The 16,996-nt window shown below is 38.4% G+C and carries 14 protein-coding genes; 10 read left to right on the forward strand and 4 right to left on the reverse strand.

Features of this window, described 5'->3' with window-relative positions; genetic code table 11:
* Positions 1–7 precede the first annotated feature (7 nt).
* The gene (locus tag ACNI3T_RS13150; RefSeq protein ID WP_322300469.1) at positions 8–304 is read left to right on the forward strand and encodes a GNAT family N-acetyltransferase; all 297 of its coding nucleotides are present in this window, start codon (positions 8–10) and stop codon (positions 302–304) included.
* Here the strand turns inward: ACNI3T_RS13150 and mtaB are convergent.
* The 3 genes from mtaB to ACNI3T_RS13165 form a co-directional block, all read right to left on the reverse strand.
* Positions 301–1,629: a tRNA (N(6)-L-threonylcarbamoyladenosine(37)-C(2))-methylthiotransferase MtaB gene (mtaB, locus tag ACNI3T_RS13155; protein WP_418228189.1), complete on the reverse strand. Its 1,329-nt coding sequence runs from the start codon at positions 1,627–1,629 to the stop codon at positions 301–303. The genes ACNI3T_RS13150 and mtaB overlap by 4 nt on opposite strands.
* A 111-nt stretch (positions 1,630–1,740) precedes the next feature.
* Positions 1,741–2,913 carry a GlmU family protein gene (locus ACNI3T_RS13160; RefSeq protein WP_418228190.1) on the reverse strand — a complete coding sequence of 391 codons (1,173 nt, stop codon included), beginning with the start codon at positions 2,911–2,913 and terminating at the stop codon, positions 1,741–1,743.
* A gap of 106 nt (positions 2,914–3,019) precedes the next feature.
* On the reverse strand, positions 3,020–3,274 hold the full coding sequence (locus ACNI3T_RS13165; protein WP_026916023.1) for a type B 50S ribosomal protein L31: 255 nt from the start codon (positions 3,272–3,274) through the stop codon (positions 3,020–3,022).
* Between the two features lie 150 nt (positions 3,275–3,424).
* Between ACNI3T_RS13165 and ACNI3T_RS13170 the strand changes: the two genes are divergently transcribed.
* The 7 genes from ACNI3T_RS13170 (at position 3,425) to ACNI3T_RS13200 (ending at position 10,413) form a co-directional block, all read left to right on the forward strand.
* On the forward strand, positions 3,425–3,955 hold the full coding sequence (locus tag ACNI3T_RS13170; RefSeq protein ID WP_418228191.1) for a DUF4199 domain-containing protein: 531 nt from the start codon (positions 3,425–3,427) through the stop codon (positions 3,953–3,955).
* Complete coding sequence (locus ACNI3T_RS13175; protein ID WP_322300473.1) at positions 3,955–4,914, forward strand: glycosyltransferase family 2 protein; 960 nt, start codon at positions 3,955–3,957, stop codon at positions 4,912–4,914. The genes ACNI3T_RS13170 and ACNI3T_RS13175 overlap by 1 nt, the downstream gene beginning before the upstream one ends.
* 49 nt (positions 4,915–4,963) lie before the next feature.
* Positions 4,964–6,694: a phospho-sugar mutase gene (locus ACNI3T_RS13180; RefSeq protein ID WP_418228192.1), complete on the forward strand. Its 1,731-nt coding sequence runs from the start codon at positions 4,964–4,966 to the stop codon at positions 6,692–6,694.
* A 10-nt stretch (positions 6,695–6,704) separates the two neighbouring features.
* The gene (locus ACNI3T_RS13185) at positions 6,705–8,528 is read left to right on the forward strand and encodes an ABC transporter ATP-binding protein (RefSeq protein WP_418228193.1); all 1,824 of its coding nucleotides are present in this window, start codon (positions 6,705–6,707) and stop codon (positions 8,526–8,528) included.
* Positions 8,529–8,844: 316 nt separating this feature from the next.
* Positions 8,845–9,399: an RNA polymerase sigma factor gene (locus ACNI3T_RS13190; protein WP_418228194.1), complete on the forward strand. Its 555-nt coding sequence runs from the start codon at positions 8,845–8,847 to the stop codon at positions 9,397–9,399.
* A 31-nt stretch (positions 9,400–9,430) separates the two neighbouring features.
* Positions 9,431–9,952, forward strand: coding sequence for a hypothetical protein (locus ACNI3T_RS13195; RefSeq protein ID WP_418228195.1), 522 nt, complete (start codon positions 9,431–9,433; stop codon positions 9,950–9,952).
* Positions 9,953–9,954: 2 nt separating this feature from the next.
* The gene (locus ACNI3T_RS13200; protein ID WP_418228196.1) at positions 9,955–10,413 is read left to right on the forward strand and encodes a hypothetical protein; all 459 of its coding nucleotides are present in this window, start codon (positions 9,955–9,957) and stop codon (positions 10,411–10,413) included.
* A gap of 59 nt (positions 10,414–10,472) precedes the next feature.
* On the opposite strand, the gene ACNI3T_RS13205 is transcribed toward ACNI3T_RS13200, so the two are convergent.
* Positions 10,473–11,540, reverse strand: a complete 1,068-nt coding sequence (locus ACNI3T_RS13205; RefSeq protein ID WP_418228197.1) for a WD40/YVTN/BNR-like repeat-containing protein — start codon at positions 11,538–11,540, stop codon at positions 10,473–10,475.
* A 72-nt stretch (positions 11,541–11,612) separates the two neighbouring features.
* Here ACNI3T_RS13205 and ACNI3T_RS13210 point away from each other — a divergent pair, with 72 nt between their 5' ends.
* Positions 11,613–12,827 carry an RsmB/NOP family class I SAM-dependent RNA methyltransferase gene (locus ACNI3T_RS13210; RefSeq protein ID WP_418228198.1) on the forward strand — a complete coding sequence of 405 codons (1,215 nt, stop codon included), beginning with the start codon at positions 11,613–11,615 and terminating at the stop codon, positions 12,825–12,827.
* Between the two features lie 130 nt (positions 12,828–12,957).
* Positions 12,958–16,617 (forward strand): phosphoribosylformylglycinamidine synthase, encoded by a 3,660-nt coding sequence (gene purL / locus ACNI3T_RS13215; RefSeq protein WP_418228199.1) that lies wholly within the window; start codon positions 12,958–12,960, stop codon positions 16,615–16,617.
* Positions 16,618–16,996 lie beyond the last annotated feature (379 nt).

Below are 16,996 nucleotides of genomic sequence, written 5' to 3' on the forward strand. Positions count from 1 at the left end.
TTGAAATATGAGTGTAGAAGAAATGAAGATTACAGACAATGAATTTTTGAGACAGTTTGAAACTGAAATTGATGGAGAACTCTGCATTATAGAATACTCTCAACAAGATAGAAAGATCTTCTTAACCAAGATAAAAGTATCTGAGAAAGTTCTGGACAAGCAAAATGATTTTATAGAAGCGGTTCTTTCCAGGATTAGCGAAACCAATATGAGAGTGGTTCCTACAAACCCAACCATTGCTGGTTTTATGCGGAAAAACAGAAGAAAATACAAAGATCTACTTCCTGTAGGTATTAATATTTAAACCAATTCTTCCTGTAGCATTTCGAATCTTACCAGGCCATCTTCATCGATCTCGGTAAGATTCACTTTTTTAAGTGTATTTACCATCTCTGGATTCCACGGTGCTTTAACCTTTACGTAGTTTTCTGTAAATCCGTGAATATAACCAGATTTGTTCTCTCCTTCGAATAGAACCGTTGATGTATTCCCAAGCTGACTTTCATAAAAAGCTCTGCGCTTTTTAGCAGATAAGCCTCTCAGCATTTTACTCCTTTTCTTCCTTACCTTTAACGGGACTACTCCATCCATCTCTGCTGCCGGCGTATTATCCCTTTCTGAATAAGTAAAAACATGCAGGTATGATATATTCAATTCCTGAAGAAAATTATAGGTCTCCAGAAAATGCTCATTAGTTTCACCTGGAAAGCCAACAATGACATCTACGCCAATACAGGCATCTGGCATGACTGACTTGATCTTATTCACACGATCTACATATAGATCACTAAGATAGCGCCTGCGCATACGCTTCAGCATATCGTCACTTCCACTTTGAAGTGGAATGTGAAAATGAGGTACAAAAGTTTTACTTGAAGCTACAAAATCGATCGTTTCATTTTTCAGCAAGTTGGGTTCTATAGAAGAAATTCGAAGTCTTTCAATCCCTTCAACTTCATCCAGTGCCTGTACGAGCTCAAGAAAAGTATGTTCATGCTTTTTATTTCCGAATTCACCTTTCCCGTAGTCTCCAATATTTACTCCCGTGAGAACGATCTCTTTGATTCCCTGTTCTGAAATTTCCGAAGCATTTTGAAGAACATTTTCAAGACGGTCGCTTCTGGAAATACCTCTGGCCAAAGGGATGGTGCAATACGTACATTTATAATCACATCCATCCTGAACTTTCAAAAAAGCGCGAGTACGATCACCTATAGAATAAGAACCCACGTAGAAATCGGCTTCATCGATCTCGCAGCTATGAACTTCACCATGATCATTCTTGGTGAGGTCGTTAAGGTAGTCTGTAATTTTGAATTTTTCAGTGGCACCCAGGACTAGATCCACACCATCTACCGCGGCTAGTTCTTCTGGTTTCAATTGAGCATAGCAACCAACTGCAATAAGGAAAGCATCTTCATTAGCTTTCTGAGCATGCTTGACAATGGTTTTGAATCGTTTATCTGCATTTTCAGTAACAGAACAGGTGTTGATCACGTATATATCTGCCGCTTCTTCAAACTCCACCCTCTGGAATCCTTCATTCTCAAAAGATCTAGCGATCGTGGAAGTTTCAGAAAAATTCAGCTTACAGCCAAGGGTATAAAATGCTACTTTTTTTGCGCTCATGATCAATTCGTCTATTCCTGTAATTCGGGTTGCAAAGATACCAACTTAAAGTGTTTCTAAAAAATCAATTATCAAGCTGAAAATCAAATGCTCAACTCTGGTTTATAGAGTTTAATCCCGTCGCCATTTAGCGGAATAATCGAAAATATGCTCCATAATCTTTTCATCGACTGCGGTGAGCTCTACTCCCCGTCGTTGCATTACCAGTCTGGCGGTCTCAAAAACCTTAGTAAGTTTGTATGTTGTTGTTCCTGCACTTCCACCCCAACTATAAGAAGGAATAAAGTTTCTAGGGAAACCACTTCCAAAAATATTCGCACTCACTCCAACTACGGTCCCGGTATTAAACATGGTATTGATCCCACATTTACTGTGATCTCCCATTATAAGTCCGCAGAATTGCAACCCGGTATCCGCAAATCTTTCTGTCTCATAATCCCATAAACGAACGGCAGCATAATTATTCTTAAGATTGCTGTTATTGGAATCGGCACCTATATTACACCACTCACCAAGTACAGAATTCCCTAAAAAGCCATCATGTCCTTTATTAGAATTCTGAAACAACACAGAGTTACTAATCTCACCACCCGCTTTACATGAAGGCCCGATGGTAGTTGCGCCATAAATTTTAGCACCCATCTTGATCGTTGCAGATTCCCCTAAAGCGAAAGGGCCTTTAATCAGCGATCCTTCCATAACTGTAGCATTTTTACCAATATAAATGGGACCATCACTGGCATTTAAGGAACAGTTCTCCACGCTGGCTCCTTCCTCAATAAAAATGTTTTCTGAAACCTTGGTATAATTAGAAGAATCTATCATCTGAGAAGTTCTTCCTTTGGTTAAATGATCAAAATCTAACTGAATAGCTTCAGCATTTTTAGAGAAGATATCCCAGGCATGAGCAACAACAAAAGGCTTTCTGGATGATTCTTTAAGCTGAAGATCTTCAGGAGATGGTTCAGAATTACCTTCAAACTTATATGCTATTAAGATGTCTTCAAAAACTAATTTTTCGCCATGCTGAAGTGCTGAAATTTCCTGCAGTAATTTGTCATCCGGTAAAACAGAAGCATTGATAAAAATATTTGAACCTTCTAATTTCAATGGCCACTTTTCTGAAAGATATTCTTCAGTTTTAGTTGAAGTAATCAAATTCAATCGTTGCTCCCATTTTTCTCGGATGGTTAGTATCCCTATTCGTAGATCAGCTACTGGTCTGGTGAATGTAAATGGTAATAGATTATTTCGGAAAGTACCGTCAAATAGAATATAGTTCATATCGAATGCTTTGATTCAGTAAAAATAAAGTTTCCGGTGAAACGGACTGCTGCTAAAATGAAAAAAGCCGCTAAAAGCGGCTTTATATGTCGAAAATTCGGAAGAATTACTTCTTCTTGAATTTTGAGTATTTGTTCTTGAACTTATCAATTCTACCTGCAGTATCCAGTAATTTGGTTTGTCCAGTATAGTATGGGTGAGAAGTTCTGGAAATTTCCAGTTTTACTAACGGGTATTCAGTTCCGTCAACTTCAATAGTTTCTTTTGTTTTTGCTGTAGATTTAGTTAAAAACACGTCTTCGTTAGACATATCTTTAAATGCTACTAATCTATAATTTTCCGGATGGATTCCCTGCTTCATCGCTTTGATCTTTTAATTTTCGAGGTGCAAATTTAACTAATTACTACTTACGAACAAATAAAATTGAAAAAAGTTTTTATTTATTATTGAGTGTAACGTTTCCTTATATTTGTTAACTAACTGCTAAACTAATCAATCTACAACTAAATTATGGGAAATTCACCTTCAATTAAACCTTTTGCGTATACCTACGGAATAATAATGGCGGGGTATTCAATATTAGTTCTCGTTTTAATGTACGTTTTTGGCCTCACTGAACAAAATTGGTATCTAGCAGTTATAAATGGAATTGCTAGCATAATAATCTTTGTCCTTGGATTAAAGGCATTTAAAAAAAGCAATGGCGGCTATCTAAGCATTAAAGAGGCTATTAAAGTTGGTTTAGCTATAGCAGCTATTAGTGGAATTATCACAGCTATCTATACTTTTATACACTATACTTTCATATATCCTGAATTTATAGATATGGTTAGAGAAAAAGCTTATACCGATATGGCAGATGGAGGAATGTCAAATGAGCAAATGGAACAAGCTGGCGGTGTGATGGATGTTACTACAAGTCCATGGTTTTTTGCAACCGTAACTCTTATTTCAAGTCTTTTCTTCGGATTCTTGATATCTTTGATCGCAGGAGCAATAATGAAAAAACAAGACCCCGCTCTTAATCAAAATATTAAATAGTGCAAATATCGGTAGTTATACCATTACTCAACGAAGAGCAATCTTTGGTTGAATTATATAATTGGATCGCAAAAGTATTGCGATCCAATTCCTTTTCTTATGAGATCATCTTTATTGATGATGGCAGCACAGATGGTTCCTGGAAGACAATTGAATCACTTTCTGAAGCCGATGATCGTGTAAAAGGTATACGTTTTAATAGGAATTACGGAAAATCCCAGGCTTTGCATGCTGGTTTTATCGAAGCCCAGGGTGATGTGGTCATCACTATGGATGCCGATCTTCAGGATAATCCTGATGAAATTCCAGAATTATACGCCCTTATCAAGGAGCAGAAATACGACCTTGTTTCGGGATGGAAAAAGAAGCGCTATGATAATGTGATCACCAAAAACCTTCCTTCCAAACTATTTAATGCTGCTGCCAGAAAAACTTCCGGAGTAAAATTAAATGACTTCAATTGCGGACTCAAAGCTTACCGAAAAGAAGTGATAAAAAACATCGATGTCTACGGTGAAATGCATCGATACATTCCTGTACTTGCGAAAAATGCCGGTTACAGTAAGATCACCGAAAAGGAAGTTAAACACCAGGCTCGCAAATATGGTAACACAAAATTTGGCGCCAGTAGATTTATTAATGGTTTCCTGGACTTAATCAGTATTTGGTTTCTTTCCAAATTTGGACGCAGACCTATGCATCTATTTGGAGCTCTGGGTGTTCTAATGTTTATCATCGGTTTTGTCTCTGCCTTTCTTATTGGTGTTTCCAAACTCTATAAATTGTATCACGGCCTACCTAACGTACTGGTAACTCAGAATCCCTGGTTCTATATTTCACTTGCAGTGATGATTATAGGCACACAATTTTTTCTTGCTGGTTTTCTGGGAGAGCTTATTCTTCGTTCAAAGCGTGAGAAAGAGCGCTACCTGATACGAAAAACCACCAGTAATATTTAGTACCTTTCTCGTATTAATCATTATTTTTGTTTAGTAAAACCAACTAATTATGGCAACAAATAAACCTGAAATTCTTCAGAAGGCACAGGCGTGGCTTACTGATATCTTTGATGCAGACACTAAAACCGAGATCAACCGACTTATAAATGATGATCCGGGTGAGCTGGAAGAAAGTTTTTATAAAAATGCTGAATTTGGTACAGGTGGAATGCGTGGTGTTATGGGCGTTGGCACAAATCGTATCAACAAATATACCTTAGGTAAAAACACCCAGGGACTTTCAGATTATTTGAAAAAATCTTTTCCAGGAGAGCAGGTTAAAGTAGCTATTGCTTACGATTGCAGACATAATAGTGATACATTAGCCAAAGTTGTAGCTGATGTCTTTTCGGCGAACGATATCAAAGTTTATCTCTTTTCTGATCTACGACCGACTCCTGAATTATCTTTTGCCGTTAAAGAATTAGAGTGTCACTGCGGGATCGTGCTTACCGCAAGCCATAATCCACCAGAATACAATGGTTATAAGGTTTACTGGCAGGATGGTGGCCAGTTAGTTCCGCCGCAGGACAAAGAAGTGATCGAAACCATTAATAATCTTGACTATACTGAAGTTAAATTTGAAGCGAACGAATCGTTGATCGAGAAGATCGACCAAAAGGTTGACGATTCATTCGCAAAAGCTTCCGTAGAAAATGGAAGTTTTGACACTTCAGCTACCGCAAAGAGCGATCTTAAAGTAGTATTTACTTCTCTCCATGGAACTTCTATTACGATGGTTCCTGAAGTTCTGGAAATGGCAGGATTTAATAATGTTCATATTGTTGAAGAGCAACGTAAACCAGATGGTAATTTTCCAACAGTGAAATCACCAAACCCGGAAGAACCTGAAGCATTAAAGATGGCTTTGGAAAAGGCTGAAGAAATCAATGCAGATATTGTTATTGGAACAGATCCGGATTGTGACAGACTTGGAGTTGCCGTTCGTAATTTAGATGGCAAAATGGTACTTCTTAATGGAAACCAAACCATGTTGGTAATGACCTGGTTTCTTCTGGAGGAATGGAAAAAACAGGATAAGATCAAAGGTTCAGAGTTTGTTGCTTCTACCATAGTTTCCACTCCAATGATGAAGAATTTAACCGAATCTTACGGAGTAGAATATAAAGAAGTTCTTACAGGATTTAAATGGATCGCAAAACTGATCAAGGACCACCCGGAAATGAATTTCATTGGTGGTGGTGAAGAAAGTTTTGGATATATGGTTGGTGATTTTGTTAGAGATAAAGATGCGGTAACCGCTACCCTACTTGCCTGTGAAATCGCAGCAAAAATGAAAGCGGAAGGAAAATCTTTCTATCAGAAACTTCTTGAGCTTTATACAGAACACGGTCTTTTTCGCGAAGAACTTATATCCCTTGTAAAAAAGGGAATGAAGGGAGAGCAGGAGATCAAGCAAATGCTGGTAGATCTCAGAGAAAACCCATGGGAAGAGATCGATGGAGAAAAAGTGGTATTAGTTGAAGACTACCACACCTCTACTGCAAGAAATGTATTAGAGCGAAATGAGTCTGTTATCGATATTCCAAAATCCAATGTTCTCATTTATTATACTGAAAATGGAACGAAGATCGCGGCAAGACCAAGTGGAACAGAGCCGAAGATCAAGTTCTACATCAGTGTAAATTCTCAGCTCGATGATATTCAGAATTATGACGCTGAAAATCAGAAATTAAGTGATAAGATTGCCCGAATCAAAGATGAATTAAAACTGGGCTAAATTTCTTTAAATGACCTATTTTAGAAAGATCATGATGTTCGCAATGCCGTACAGGAAGTTTGCGATCCTCAATATTATATGTAATATCTTTTATGCGATTTTTAGCACTTTATCCTTTATCGCGCTAATACCTGTTATTCAGGTACTTTTTGATAAAACAAAAAGGGTTGCTGAAAAACCAGTTTATACTGGAATTTCCAACGCTAAGGACTATTTTTCAGATTACTTTAATTACGAAGTCACGCAGAGAGTGAACGAAGATGAAGTTGCCGCACTTGTATTTATCTGCGGAATTGTAGTTCTCCTCTTCTTTCTTAAAAACCTATTCGGCTACCTAAGTTCTTTCTTTCTTACATTTCTTCGGAATGGCGTACTTCGTGACCTTCGTGATGCGATGTATAAAAAGATACTTGCCTTGCCAGTATCCTATTTTTCAGAAAAAAGAAAAGGTGATACGATTTCACGAATCACTGCCGATGTGAACGAGGTTCAGACTTCGTTTCTATCCATTCTGGAACTCATTGTACGAGAACCGCTCACCATATTATTTACAATTCTGGCAATGCTGGTTATGAGTGTACAGCTAACACTCTTCGTTTTTATATTTCTACCAATTGCTGGTTTCATCATAAGTTTGATAGGAAAACAATTAAAGCGAAAGTCGAATCTGGCTCAGGAGGAAAACGGTCATTTTCTTAGCATTGTTGAGGAGACTCTTTCCAGTTTAAAAATTGTAAAGGGTTTTAATGCGGAGAGTAAGTTTTACGATAGGTTTCAGCAAAGCACTAATAGACTCAAGGAGATCCTGAATAGTCTCATAAACAGGCAGAACCTCGCATCACCTACCAGTGAATTCCTGGGAATCTTTGTTATTGTAGTAATTCTATGGTTTGGTGGTAACATGGTTCTTGTCGAAGAATCTCTGGATGCAGCAACTTTTATAGCCTTTCTGGGATTAGCTTACAACATCCTGACACCAGCAAAACAAATTTCTAAAGCTACTTACAGCGTTAAGAAAGGTGATGCGGCAGCAGAAAGGATTTTGCAGGTTCTCGAAACACCTTCCACCATTACAGACCACCCAGATGCAATTGATAAGAAAGATTTCGAAACAGGCATAGAGATCTCAAATGTGGATTTCGCCTATGAAGATGATAAGGTATTAAAACAGTTCTCAATCTCTGTCAACAAAGGTGAAACTGTCGCCCTTGTAGGACAATCTGGATCTGGAAAATCTACTATTGCAAATTTGATCACCAGGTTCTACGATGTAAATGCCGGGACTATAAAGATCGACGGAATCGATATCAGGAAGATGAAGAAATCTGATCTTCGGGATCTGCTTGGTCTGGTTACTCAGGATTCAATATTATTTAATGATAGCATTCGTAATAATATAGCACTTGGTAAAGATGATGCTACAGACGCAGAAATTATCGATGCTTTAAAAATTGCCAATGCCTGGGAATTCGTGAAAGAACTTCCCAAACAGTTGGATACAAATATTGGAGATAGTGGAAACAAATTGAGTGGTGGCCAGAAGCAACGTTTATCCATTGCAAGAGCTGTACTTAAGAATCCACCGGTAATGATACTGGATGAAGCAACTTCTGCCCTGGATACTGAAAGTGAGAAACTGGTTCAGAAAGCTTTGGAGAATATGATGAAGAACCGTACCTCTATTGTGATCGCACACAGATTATCTACGATACAGAATGCAGACAAGATCGTCGTGATGCAAAAAGGTGAGATCGTGGAACAGGGAAAACATCAGGAATTGATCGATACCAATGGAACCTATAAAAAACTGGTGGCCATGCAGTCTTTCGAATGATCAAATGAAGTAACGACATAAAAAAAAGGATGACTACATAGGTATCATCCTTTTTTTAATTAATATTCTCACTTGGGGCAGCAAGAATAATTCGATATAATTCAATTTTTAAGGGGCAAAAAAAGGATTAAATCTTTTAACTGTCGTAAATATACGTTAAAATGCATACTAACCAAATTTATTTTGCATTTAATCCGCAAATAATTCCTTTCGTCCGATTGTGGTTTGATTTTGTAGGTTAGTACTTACAAGTTTTTATTTTGATCTCCGTTTTGAGCAATGATCGAATTGAATATCTTTGCGTTGAACATCAATTATGTCCAATACACCAGAAGCTGAACAGGATCTTATCCTAAGATTGCAGAAGCAATCCACTTCCCAGGAAGCCTTCAGGGAATTGATCACGCTTTATAAAGAGCGTTTGTACTGGCATATCCGAAATATTGCAAAAAGTCATGATGATACAGATGATATTTTGCAGAATACCTTCATAAAGATCTTCAGAAATATTGATAAATTTAAGGGTGATAGCAAATTGTACAGCTGGATGTACCGTATCGCGACGAACGAAGCCATCACATTCATCAATAAAAAAGCGCGACGATTAAAGATTACTTCCGAAGAACTTCAGGATCAAATTATTGATAACCTAGAAAGTGATGTCTATTTTGAAGGGAACGAAATACAATTGAAATTACAAAAAGCTATCGCCACGCTTCCGCAGAAACAGCAACAGGTCTTTAATATGAAATATTTCGAAGAACTGAAATATCGAGAAATGGCAGAGATTTTGAGTACTAGTGAGGGAGCATTGAAAGCTTCGTATCACATTGCAACCAAGAAGATCGAAGAATTTTTAAAGTCGAATTAAACCATTACTGAAAAACCAAGTCATACGTACGATGAAAACCGATAATTTTAAACATAAGAACAACACTGGCTTCAAAGTCCCGGAAACTTATTTCCAGGATCTTGAAAACAGTCTTATGAATAAAATTTCTCATGATAATGAACTACCTATAGTAGAAAGTTCAGGCTTTATGACGCCTGATAGTTATTTTGATGAGCTGGAGGATAGCATTCTTGCAAAATCTATTGCTCCTGAAACTAAAGTTGTACCGTTATTCAAAAAGGAATACTGGCTATATGCATCAGCTATCGCTGCAATCATGGTCATTATGCTTGGCAACTTCTTTCCTTCTAACCAAACGAGCGATCTTGGATGGGATGACATAGAGGTTACGGCATTAGAAAATTACCTGTACGACAGTTATGAAATGGGAAGTATCAACCTTAATAGTGTTGAATATTCAGATTTGATAACTCAAGGTGATCTGGAAGCTGACTTTACTGAAATTGATACTGAAGCAGCTTTCGAATATATTGATGAGAATGTTGAAGATCCATCTTATATAATGGACTAATTATGAAAAGATACCTACTAATAATTCTATTTCTTCTGCCAGCAAATATTTTACTGGCACAGGAAAAAAACGAAGATCGGGAAGCACAGCATAAGAGAATCAAAGCTCTTAAAGTAGCTTTTATTACTCAGGAACTCGAGCTTACCGATAAACTGGCTCAGGAATTCTGGCCAATTTACAATGAATATGAACGAAAGAAGCGAAAACTTCACGAACGTGAGCATATCGAACTGGAGGATGTAAGTTGCTATAATGAGGACCAGGCAGAAGATCTTCTAAATGAATTTCTTTCTGTTGAAAACGAAGAATACAAGATCAAGAAACAACTCTTCAAGGATTTAAAGCAGATCATTACGGCGAAAGACATTATAAAACTACATAAACTCGAGGATGAATTTCATAAAAAGCTCATTAGAGAATACAGAGCGAAAAAGGGAAATAATAAATCGAGTGACGAATAATATTGGTTAAGTATTTGGTTAGATTGAAACGGCCCGGCTTTAAAAGTCGGGCTTGTTTTTTATTTAAATCTAAGCTTCGCTACTCTTCCACTTCCTGCGGCATATGCAGTGGAATCATTAATGAATCTAATTGTAAAGAATCCTTCATTACTAAGTTCCGTCCAGGTTTCTCCACTATCCTTACTATAATTTATGCCTTCAAAACCTACGGCAACTAATTCCTTTCCATCACTACCAGGAACGAATCTAACCGAACTTCTATAGCCAGGCTCCTGCCCTTCCGCGATCAGATTCCAGGTTTTACCACCGTCTTTCGTGATCGCTTTGTTTCCGTTATTCTCTTTTGGTTTGGTATAATCTCCACCAATAATGAATCCAATTTCAGAATTAAAAAAGTCAACACTATAACCTCCAGAAGTGGCAGTTCCCTGGACAAGTGGGGTATCAAAGACCTCCCAGTTCTCCCCCTTGTCTGGAGAGTACAATATTCTCGATTTCATTCCGCCTGTTAGAATCCAGGTTTCATCATTATAAGTTGCAATATTTGAATTACTGGCTGCAAAAGCTGCTTCACCCTCGGCAGCTTCAGGTAGCTGCTCACAGTCAAGTTTTTTCCAGCTTTTACCAGCATCTCTTGTGATTATGATAGAAATACAGCCATTAGTAGGATCGCCCATTGCAATTCCTTCTGTATCATTCCAGAAAGTCATGGAATCATAAAACGCTTTCTCATCATCTTCTTTATAGACCAGTTCTAACTGGCCATTATTCCCAGTTTTGTATAACAACGCCGGACTTCCTACCCCAAGCATAAAGAAGTCGTTCGATGTGCTGGCGATAGCACGAAACTCAGGATAAATACTATCATAAGCCTGCGTATTCGTCTTCCAGGTTTTGGACGCTGCATTATATAAACCATAAGTTCCCTTATTAGCTGCAAAGGCCAGGTTCTCACCAATCACCTGGATCGCCCTGATGCTCAATGAATCATCTTCAAGTATATTTTCGATATGAACTTCACTAAAGGGTTTATGCTTACTTGTAGAGGCTGAATCTTCAGCTTCAGACTCATTACTATTTTTGCAACCTGCAGTAAGGACTAATAGAAGTAGTACCAGTTTTTTCATAAAATAGATTTGATCCAAATATAGATTTTTCCGAATCAAAAAAACGTAACTTTGCCGGCTTAAAGAAGAATTATGCGCCTACACAGAAATCTCGTTTTTGCAACTATTGATGCTCTTGCTGAAATTTTCAACGATGGAAAATATGCCGACAAGGTAATTGAAAAGACGCTAAAGCGTGATAAAAGATGGGGATCAAGAGATCGCAGTTTCATTGCTGAAACCACTTACGATATTGTTCGTTGGAAAAGATTATATGCTGAAATTGCTGAAGTAAAAGAACCATTTTCCAGAGAAGACCTGTTTAGGATCTTCGCTGTTTGGTGTGTCCTTAGAGGCGTTAAGATTCCGGAATGGCCACAATTCGATGGAACTCCGGTGCGACGAATTAAAGGGAAATTTGACGAACTAAGCAGAACTCGAAAATTCAGAGAATCTGTGCCAGACTGGTTGGACGAACTTGGTGTGAAAGAGTTAGGTGAAAAGATATGGACACAGGAATTGAGCGCTTTAAATACACAAGCTCCGGTAGTCCTGAGAGCCAATAGCCTAAAAACTGATCCTGATAAACTGGCTGGTATTTTACAGGAAGAAGGAATAGAAACCAATAAAGTAAGAAATTACCCCGAAGCACTGGAGCTAAAAGAGCGCTCTAACGTTTTTAGAACAAAAGCCTTCCAGGATGGTCTTTTCGAAGTTCAGGATGCAAATTCTCAGCGAGTGGCAGAGTTTCTTGACGTACAACCAGGAATGAGAGTTGTAGATACCTGCGCAGGCGCAGGTGGGAAAACCCTTCATCTGGCGGCACTTATGGAGAATAAAGGCCAGATCATTGCGCTGGATATTTATGGAAATAAGTTGAAAGAATTAAAACGACGTGCAAAACGAGCTGGCGCTCATAACGTGGAAACCAGAAGTATTGAGACCACGAAAGTGATTAAAAAATTATATAATTCGGCAGACAGAGTTTTGATCGATGCTCCATGTAGCGGACTTGGAGTTCTTAGTAGAAATCCAGATGCGAAATGGAAACTACAACCAGAGTTTCTGGAAAAGATCAACCATACTCAAGCTGAAATCCTTCAGCAATATTCCAGGATCTTAAAAGAAGGTGGAAAAATGGTGTATGCTACCTGTTCTATTCTACCTTCCGAAAATGATAAACAGGTTCAGAAGTTTCTAAAGACAGAAGAAGGGAAAGAATTCCGTTTGCTAAAAGAAAAGAAGATTCTATCCAGCGAAAGTGGCTATGATGGATTCTATATGGCGCTGCTGGAAAAACAGGCTTAGAAATCGGTATACTTCCGAAGCATTAAAATTTGTCCTTATATAGATATGATATTGACAAGTTTTAATTTCATGAATTGAAGGCAAAAAAGTAAATTTGTGCCCTGTTCAAAACAACACAAACACAACTTACATGATCCTTTTCTTCGGAAATCAAACTACCAAGGTTTTTGCGGTTGAAACGCACTCCAACCTTTCTGCACAGTCTATTTCAAAACTAAACTGGCTTTTTGGAAATACTCTTCAAATAAATAAATCTGCTCTGGCAGATTTTTTTGTTGGTCCACGTGCCGCAATGATCACTCCCTGGAGTACGAATGCTGTCGAGATCACTCAGAACATGGGAATTACCGGAATCATTAGAATCGAGGAATTTCTGAAAGTTGATGAACATTTTTCTGATTTTGATCCAATGTTATCTCAGAAATACAAGCAACTCGATCAGGAGATCTTTGATATTCATGTTGAGCCTAAGCCAATTATAGAGATCGATGATATCGCAGCCTATAATAAACAGGAAGGTTTAGCATTGAATGCTGAAGAAGTTAAATACCTGGAAGATCTTTCAGTAAAACTGGATAGAAAACTTACAGATTCTGAAGTTTTTGGTTTTTCCCAGGTGAACTCAGAACATTGCAGACACAAGATCTTTAATGGAACTTTTGTTATTGATGGCGAGGAAAAACCAGTATCTCTTTTTAAACTGATAAGAAAAACTTCCGAAGAGAACCCAAACGAGATCGTTTCAGCATATAAGGATAACGTTGCATTTATAAACGGACCTGTTGTTGAACAGTTCGCTCCCAAAGCTCCCGATGTTCCGGAATATTATGAAATAAAGAACTTCGAATCTGTTATTTCCATTAAAGCTGAAACTCATAATTTCCCTACGACCGTAGAACCATTTAATGGAGCAGCAACTGGTAGTGGTGGAGAAATTAGGGACAGGCTTGCTGGTGGTAAAGGTTCGCTTCCTTTGGCGGGAACTTCAGTCTATATGACCTCTTACTCCAGACTTGAGGAAGATCGACCATGGGAGAATGGCATGAAAAAGCGCGAATGGTTGTACCAAACTCCAATGGACATCTTAATAAAAGCATCTAATGGTGCTTCAGATTTTGGTAACAAATTTGGTCAGCCGCTAATTTCAGGCTCTGTACTTACCTTCGAACATATGGAACACGAACGTTCTCTGGGTTACGATAAAGTAATCATGCTTGCCGGTGGAATTGGCTACGGAAAAAAGGACCAGGCATTAAAGGATATTCCTCAGGAAAATGACAAGATCGTTGTTCTTGGTGGTGAAAACTATAGAATTGGAATGGGTGGCGCTGCTGTTTCCTCAGCAGATACTGGTGCATTTAGCAGTGGTATAGAACTAAATGCCATACAGCGTTCCAATCCGGAAATGCAGAAAAGAGCTGCAAATGCTGTTCGCGGAATGGTAGAAAGTGAACACAACCCGATTGTTTCCATTCACGATCATGGCGCTGGTGGTCACTTGAACTGTTTAAGTGAGCTGGTAGAAGAAAAAGGTGGAAAGATAGATCTTGATAGTTTACCTGTTGGAGATCCAACCCTTTCTGCCAAGGAGATCATTGGTAATGAATCCCAGGAAAGAATGGGTCTGGTTATTGGCGAGAAAGACCTCGATACCTTAAGAAGAGTCGCAGATCGTGAACGTTCTCCAATGTATGAAGTTGGAAATGTGACCGGTGATTATAAATTTACCTTTGAAGGCATGAAATCTGGCGATAAACCAATGGACCTTGCTCTGGCAGATATGTTTGGAAGTTCACCCAAGACGATCATGGAAGACAGGACGGTTACTCGCAATTATGAAAAACTCGGTTATCAACAAGAGAAAATTCACGAGTATTTACAACAGGTCCTGCAACTAGAAGCGGTTGCCTGTAAAGACTGGCTTACTAATAAAGTGGATCGTTGTGTTTCGGGACGCGTTGCTAAACAGCAAACTGCAGGACCTTTACAGCTGCCATTAAACAATTGCGGAGTAATGGCTTTGGATTACAAAGGCAAGGAAGGTGTTGCAACCTCTATTGGACACTCCCCTATTTCTGCATTAATAGATCCGGTGGCTGGCTCTCGTAATTCTATTGCAGAGGCATTGTCTAATATTATCTGGGCTCCTCTTGAAAAAGGCCTTAAATCTATATCACTTTCCGCCAACTGGATGTGGCCCTGTAATAACGAAGGTGAAGATGCAAGACTTTATGAAGCGGTAAAAGGAATTTCAGATTTTGCAATTTCTCTGGGTATTAATGTCCCAACCGGAAAGGATTCGCTATCCATGAAACAGAAATACAAAGATGGTGATGTTCTCTCGCCAGGTACGGTAATTATTTCTGCTGCAGGACATTGTGATAACATTAAATCGGTTGTAGAACCGGTACTAAAAAAGAATGCAGGGAGCATTTATTATATCAATCTTTCCGGAGATGATTATAAACTGGGAGGATCCACTTTCGCGCAAATTCTGAATAAAGTTGGCGATGAAGCTCCTACCGTAAAGAATGATGAGCGTTTCAGTAAAATCTTTAACGCCGTGCAATCCATGATCAAGAGCGATATGATCGCAGCGGGTCACGATGTTGCCTCAGGTGGATTGATCACAACTTTGCTTGAGATGTGTTTCGCAGATATTAATCTGGGTGCAAATCTTGACCTGAGTGCACTAGGCGAAAAAGATATTATCAAGTTGTTCTTTAATGAAAACTGCGGAATAGTATTCCAGGCTAAAGATGATGCTGCGGAAACTTTTATGAAGGAACTTGAAATAGACTATCATAAGATTGGAACTGCGACTGAAGGTACAGCGCTAAATATCAAGGTTGGTGATGATGCTTTCCATTTTCATATTGCCGAATTAAGAGACACCTGGTACAAAACCAGTTTTCTTTTGGATGAGCGTCAAAGCGGGATCGATAAAGCAACTGAACGATTCAATAACTATAAGAAGCAACCACTCGAATTTAAGTTTCCAGAACATTTTAGCGGAAAGTTACCTGAAATGGATACTAAGAAACCGCGAATTAAGGCAGCGATCATTCGTGAAAAAGGTTCTAATTCTGAAAGGGAAATGGCCCGGGCTATGTACCTTGCTGGTTTTGATGTGAAAGATGTGCACATGACCGATCTGATCACCGGAAGAGAAACCCTTGAAGACATACAATTTATTGCAGCAGTTGGGGGATTCTCAAATTCAGATGTTCTTGGTAGTGCAAAAGGATGGGCTGGAGCATTCTTATATAATGAAAAAGCAAAAGCTGCACTGGAAAATTTCTTCCGTAGAGAAGATACTCTTAGCCTTGGAGTTTGCAATGGGTGTCAGCTGTTTATTGAGCTGGGACTTATTAATGCGGAACATGAGCAAAAACCGAAAATGCTGCATAATGAATCGCAGAAATTTGAATGTAATTTTACTTCCGTAGAAATTCCACAAAACAATTCTGTTATGCTTTCCACTTTATCGGGAAGTACGCTAGGAATATGGGCCGCACATGGTGAGGGTAAATTCAGTTTCCCGTACGAGGAAAACCGCTATAACATCGTGGGTAAATATGCTTATGAAGGCTACCCTGCAAATCCAAATGGATCACACTATAACGCTGCTGCACTTACAGATATAAGCGGTAGACACCTGGTAATGATGCCGCATATGGAGCGATCTACTTTTCAATGGAACTGGGCACATTATCCGGATGGCCGCAAAGATGAAGTTTCACCGTGGCTGGAAGGTTTTGTGAATGCCAGAAAATGGCTGGAGAAATAATTAAGTAAAAGGAACCATTCGGTTCCTTTTTTGTTCTAAATCCGGTAGCATACTTCTGTGTAGTTGTCAGTTTTTCTATATTATAAGATCCATAAACTTCCTTGAGAAGTTTAATTCAGAAGGAAAAATTGCATTATCCTGGTAGAGAGATCGAATCCACAAGTGCGCTGATATATTCAAAAAAGAGATCAACAAATTGGTTTAAACTGAAATATTCAAGTTTTTTTTGGTTGGAAATGCTTTGAAGATTTAGTGATCGGATAACGATTTATGAAGTCGAATTTAGATTGATACTGAAGAGTTTAAGGAATTATTAACAGATTTTAGTAATAGAATTTTTAAGTCAGATTTTAGTAAATACTCAAACAATAAGATTTTT

The sequence above is a fragment of the Christiangramia qingdaonensis genome (genome assembly GCF_048381525.1).
Classification (GTDB): domain Bacteria; phylum Bacteroidota; class Bacteroidia; order Flavobacteriales; family Flavobacteriaceae; genus Christiangramia.

Bases quoted from the DNA above. Each gene is read 5' to 3' on its own strand.
- ACNI3T_RS13190 (WP_418228194.1), top strand. From the start codon at position 8,845: ATGTCCAATACACCAGAAGCTGAACAGGATCTTATCCTAAGATTGCAG.
- ACNI3T_RS13205 (WP_418228197.1), bottom strand. From the start codon at position 11,540: ATGAAAAAACTGGTACTACTTCTATTAGTCCTTACTGCAGGTTGCAAA.
- ACNI3T_RS13195 (WP_418228195.1), top strand. From the start codon at position 9,431: ATGAAAACCGATAATTTTAAACATAAGAACAACACTGGCTTCAAAGTC.
- ACNI3T_RS13150 (WP_322300469.1), top strand. From the start codon at position 8: ATGAGTGTAGAAGAAATGAAGATTACAGACAATGAATTTTTGAGACAG.
- ACNI3T_RS13180 (WP_418228192.1), top strand. From the start codon at position 4,964: ATGGCAACAAATAAACCTGAAATTCTTCAGAAGGCACAGGCGTGGCTT.
- ACNI3T_RS13160 (WP_418228190.1), bottom strand. From the start codon at position 2,913: ATGAACTATATTCTATTTGACGGTACTTTCCGAAATAATCTATTACCA.
- ACNI3T_RS13170 (WP_418228191.1), top strand. From the start codon at position 3,425: ATGGGAAATTCACCTTCAATTAAACCTTTTGCGTATACCTACGGAATA.
- ACNI3T_RS13200 (WP_418228196.1), top strand. From the start codon at position 9,955: ATGAAAAGATACCTACTAATAATTCTATTTCTTCTGCCAGCAAATATT.
- mtaB (WP_418228189.1), bottom strand. From the start codon at position 1,629: ATGAGCGCAAAAAAAGTAGCATTTTATACCCTTGGCTGTAAGCTGAAT.
- ACNI3T_RS13165 (WP_026916023.1), bottom strand. From the start codon at position 3,274: ATGAAGCAGGGAATCCATCCGGAAAATTATAGATTAGTAGCATTTAAA.
- ACNI3T_RS13210 (WP_418228198.1), top strand. From the start codon at position 11,613: ATGCGCCTACACAGAAATCTCGTTTTTGCAACTATTGATGCTCTTGCT.
- purL (WP_418228199.1), top strand. From the start codon at position 12,958: ATGATCCTTTTCTTCGGAAATCAAACTACCAAGGTTTTTGCGGTTGAA.
- ACNI3T_RS13185 (WP_418228193.1), top strand. From the start codon at position 6,705: ATGACCTATTTTAGAAAGATCATGATGTTCGCAATGCCGTACAGGAAG.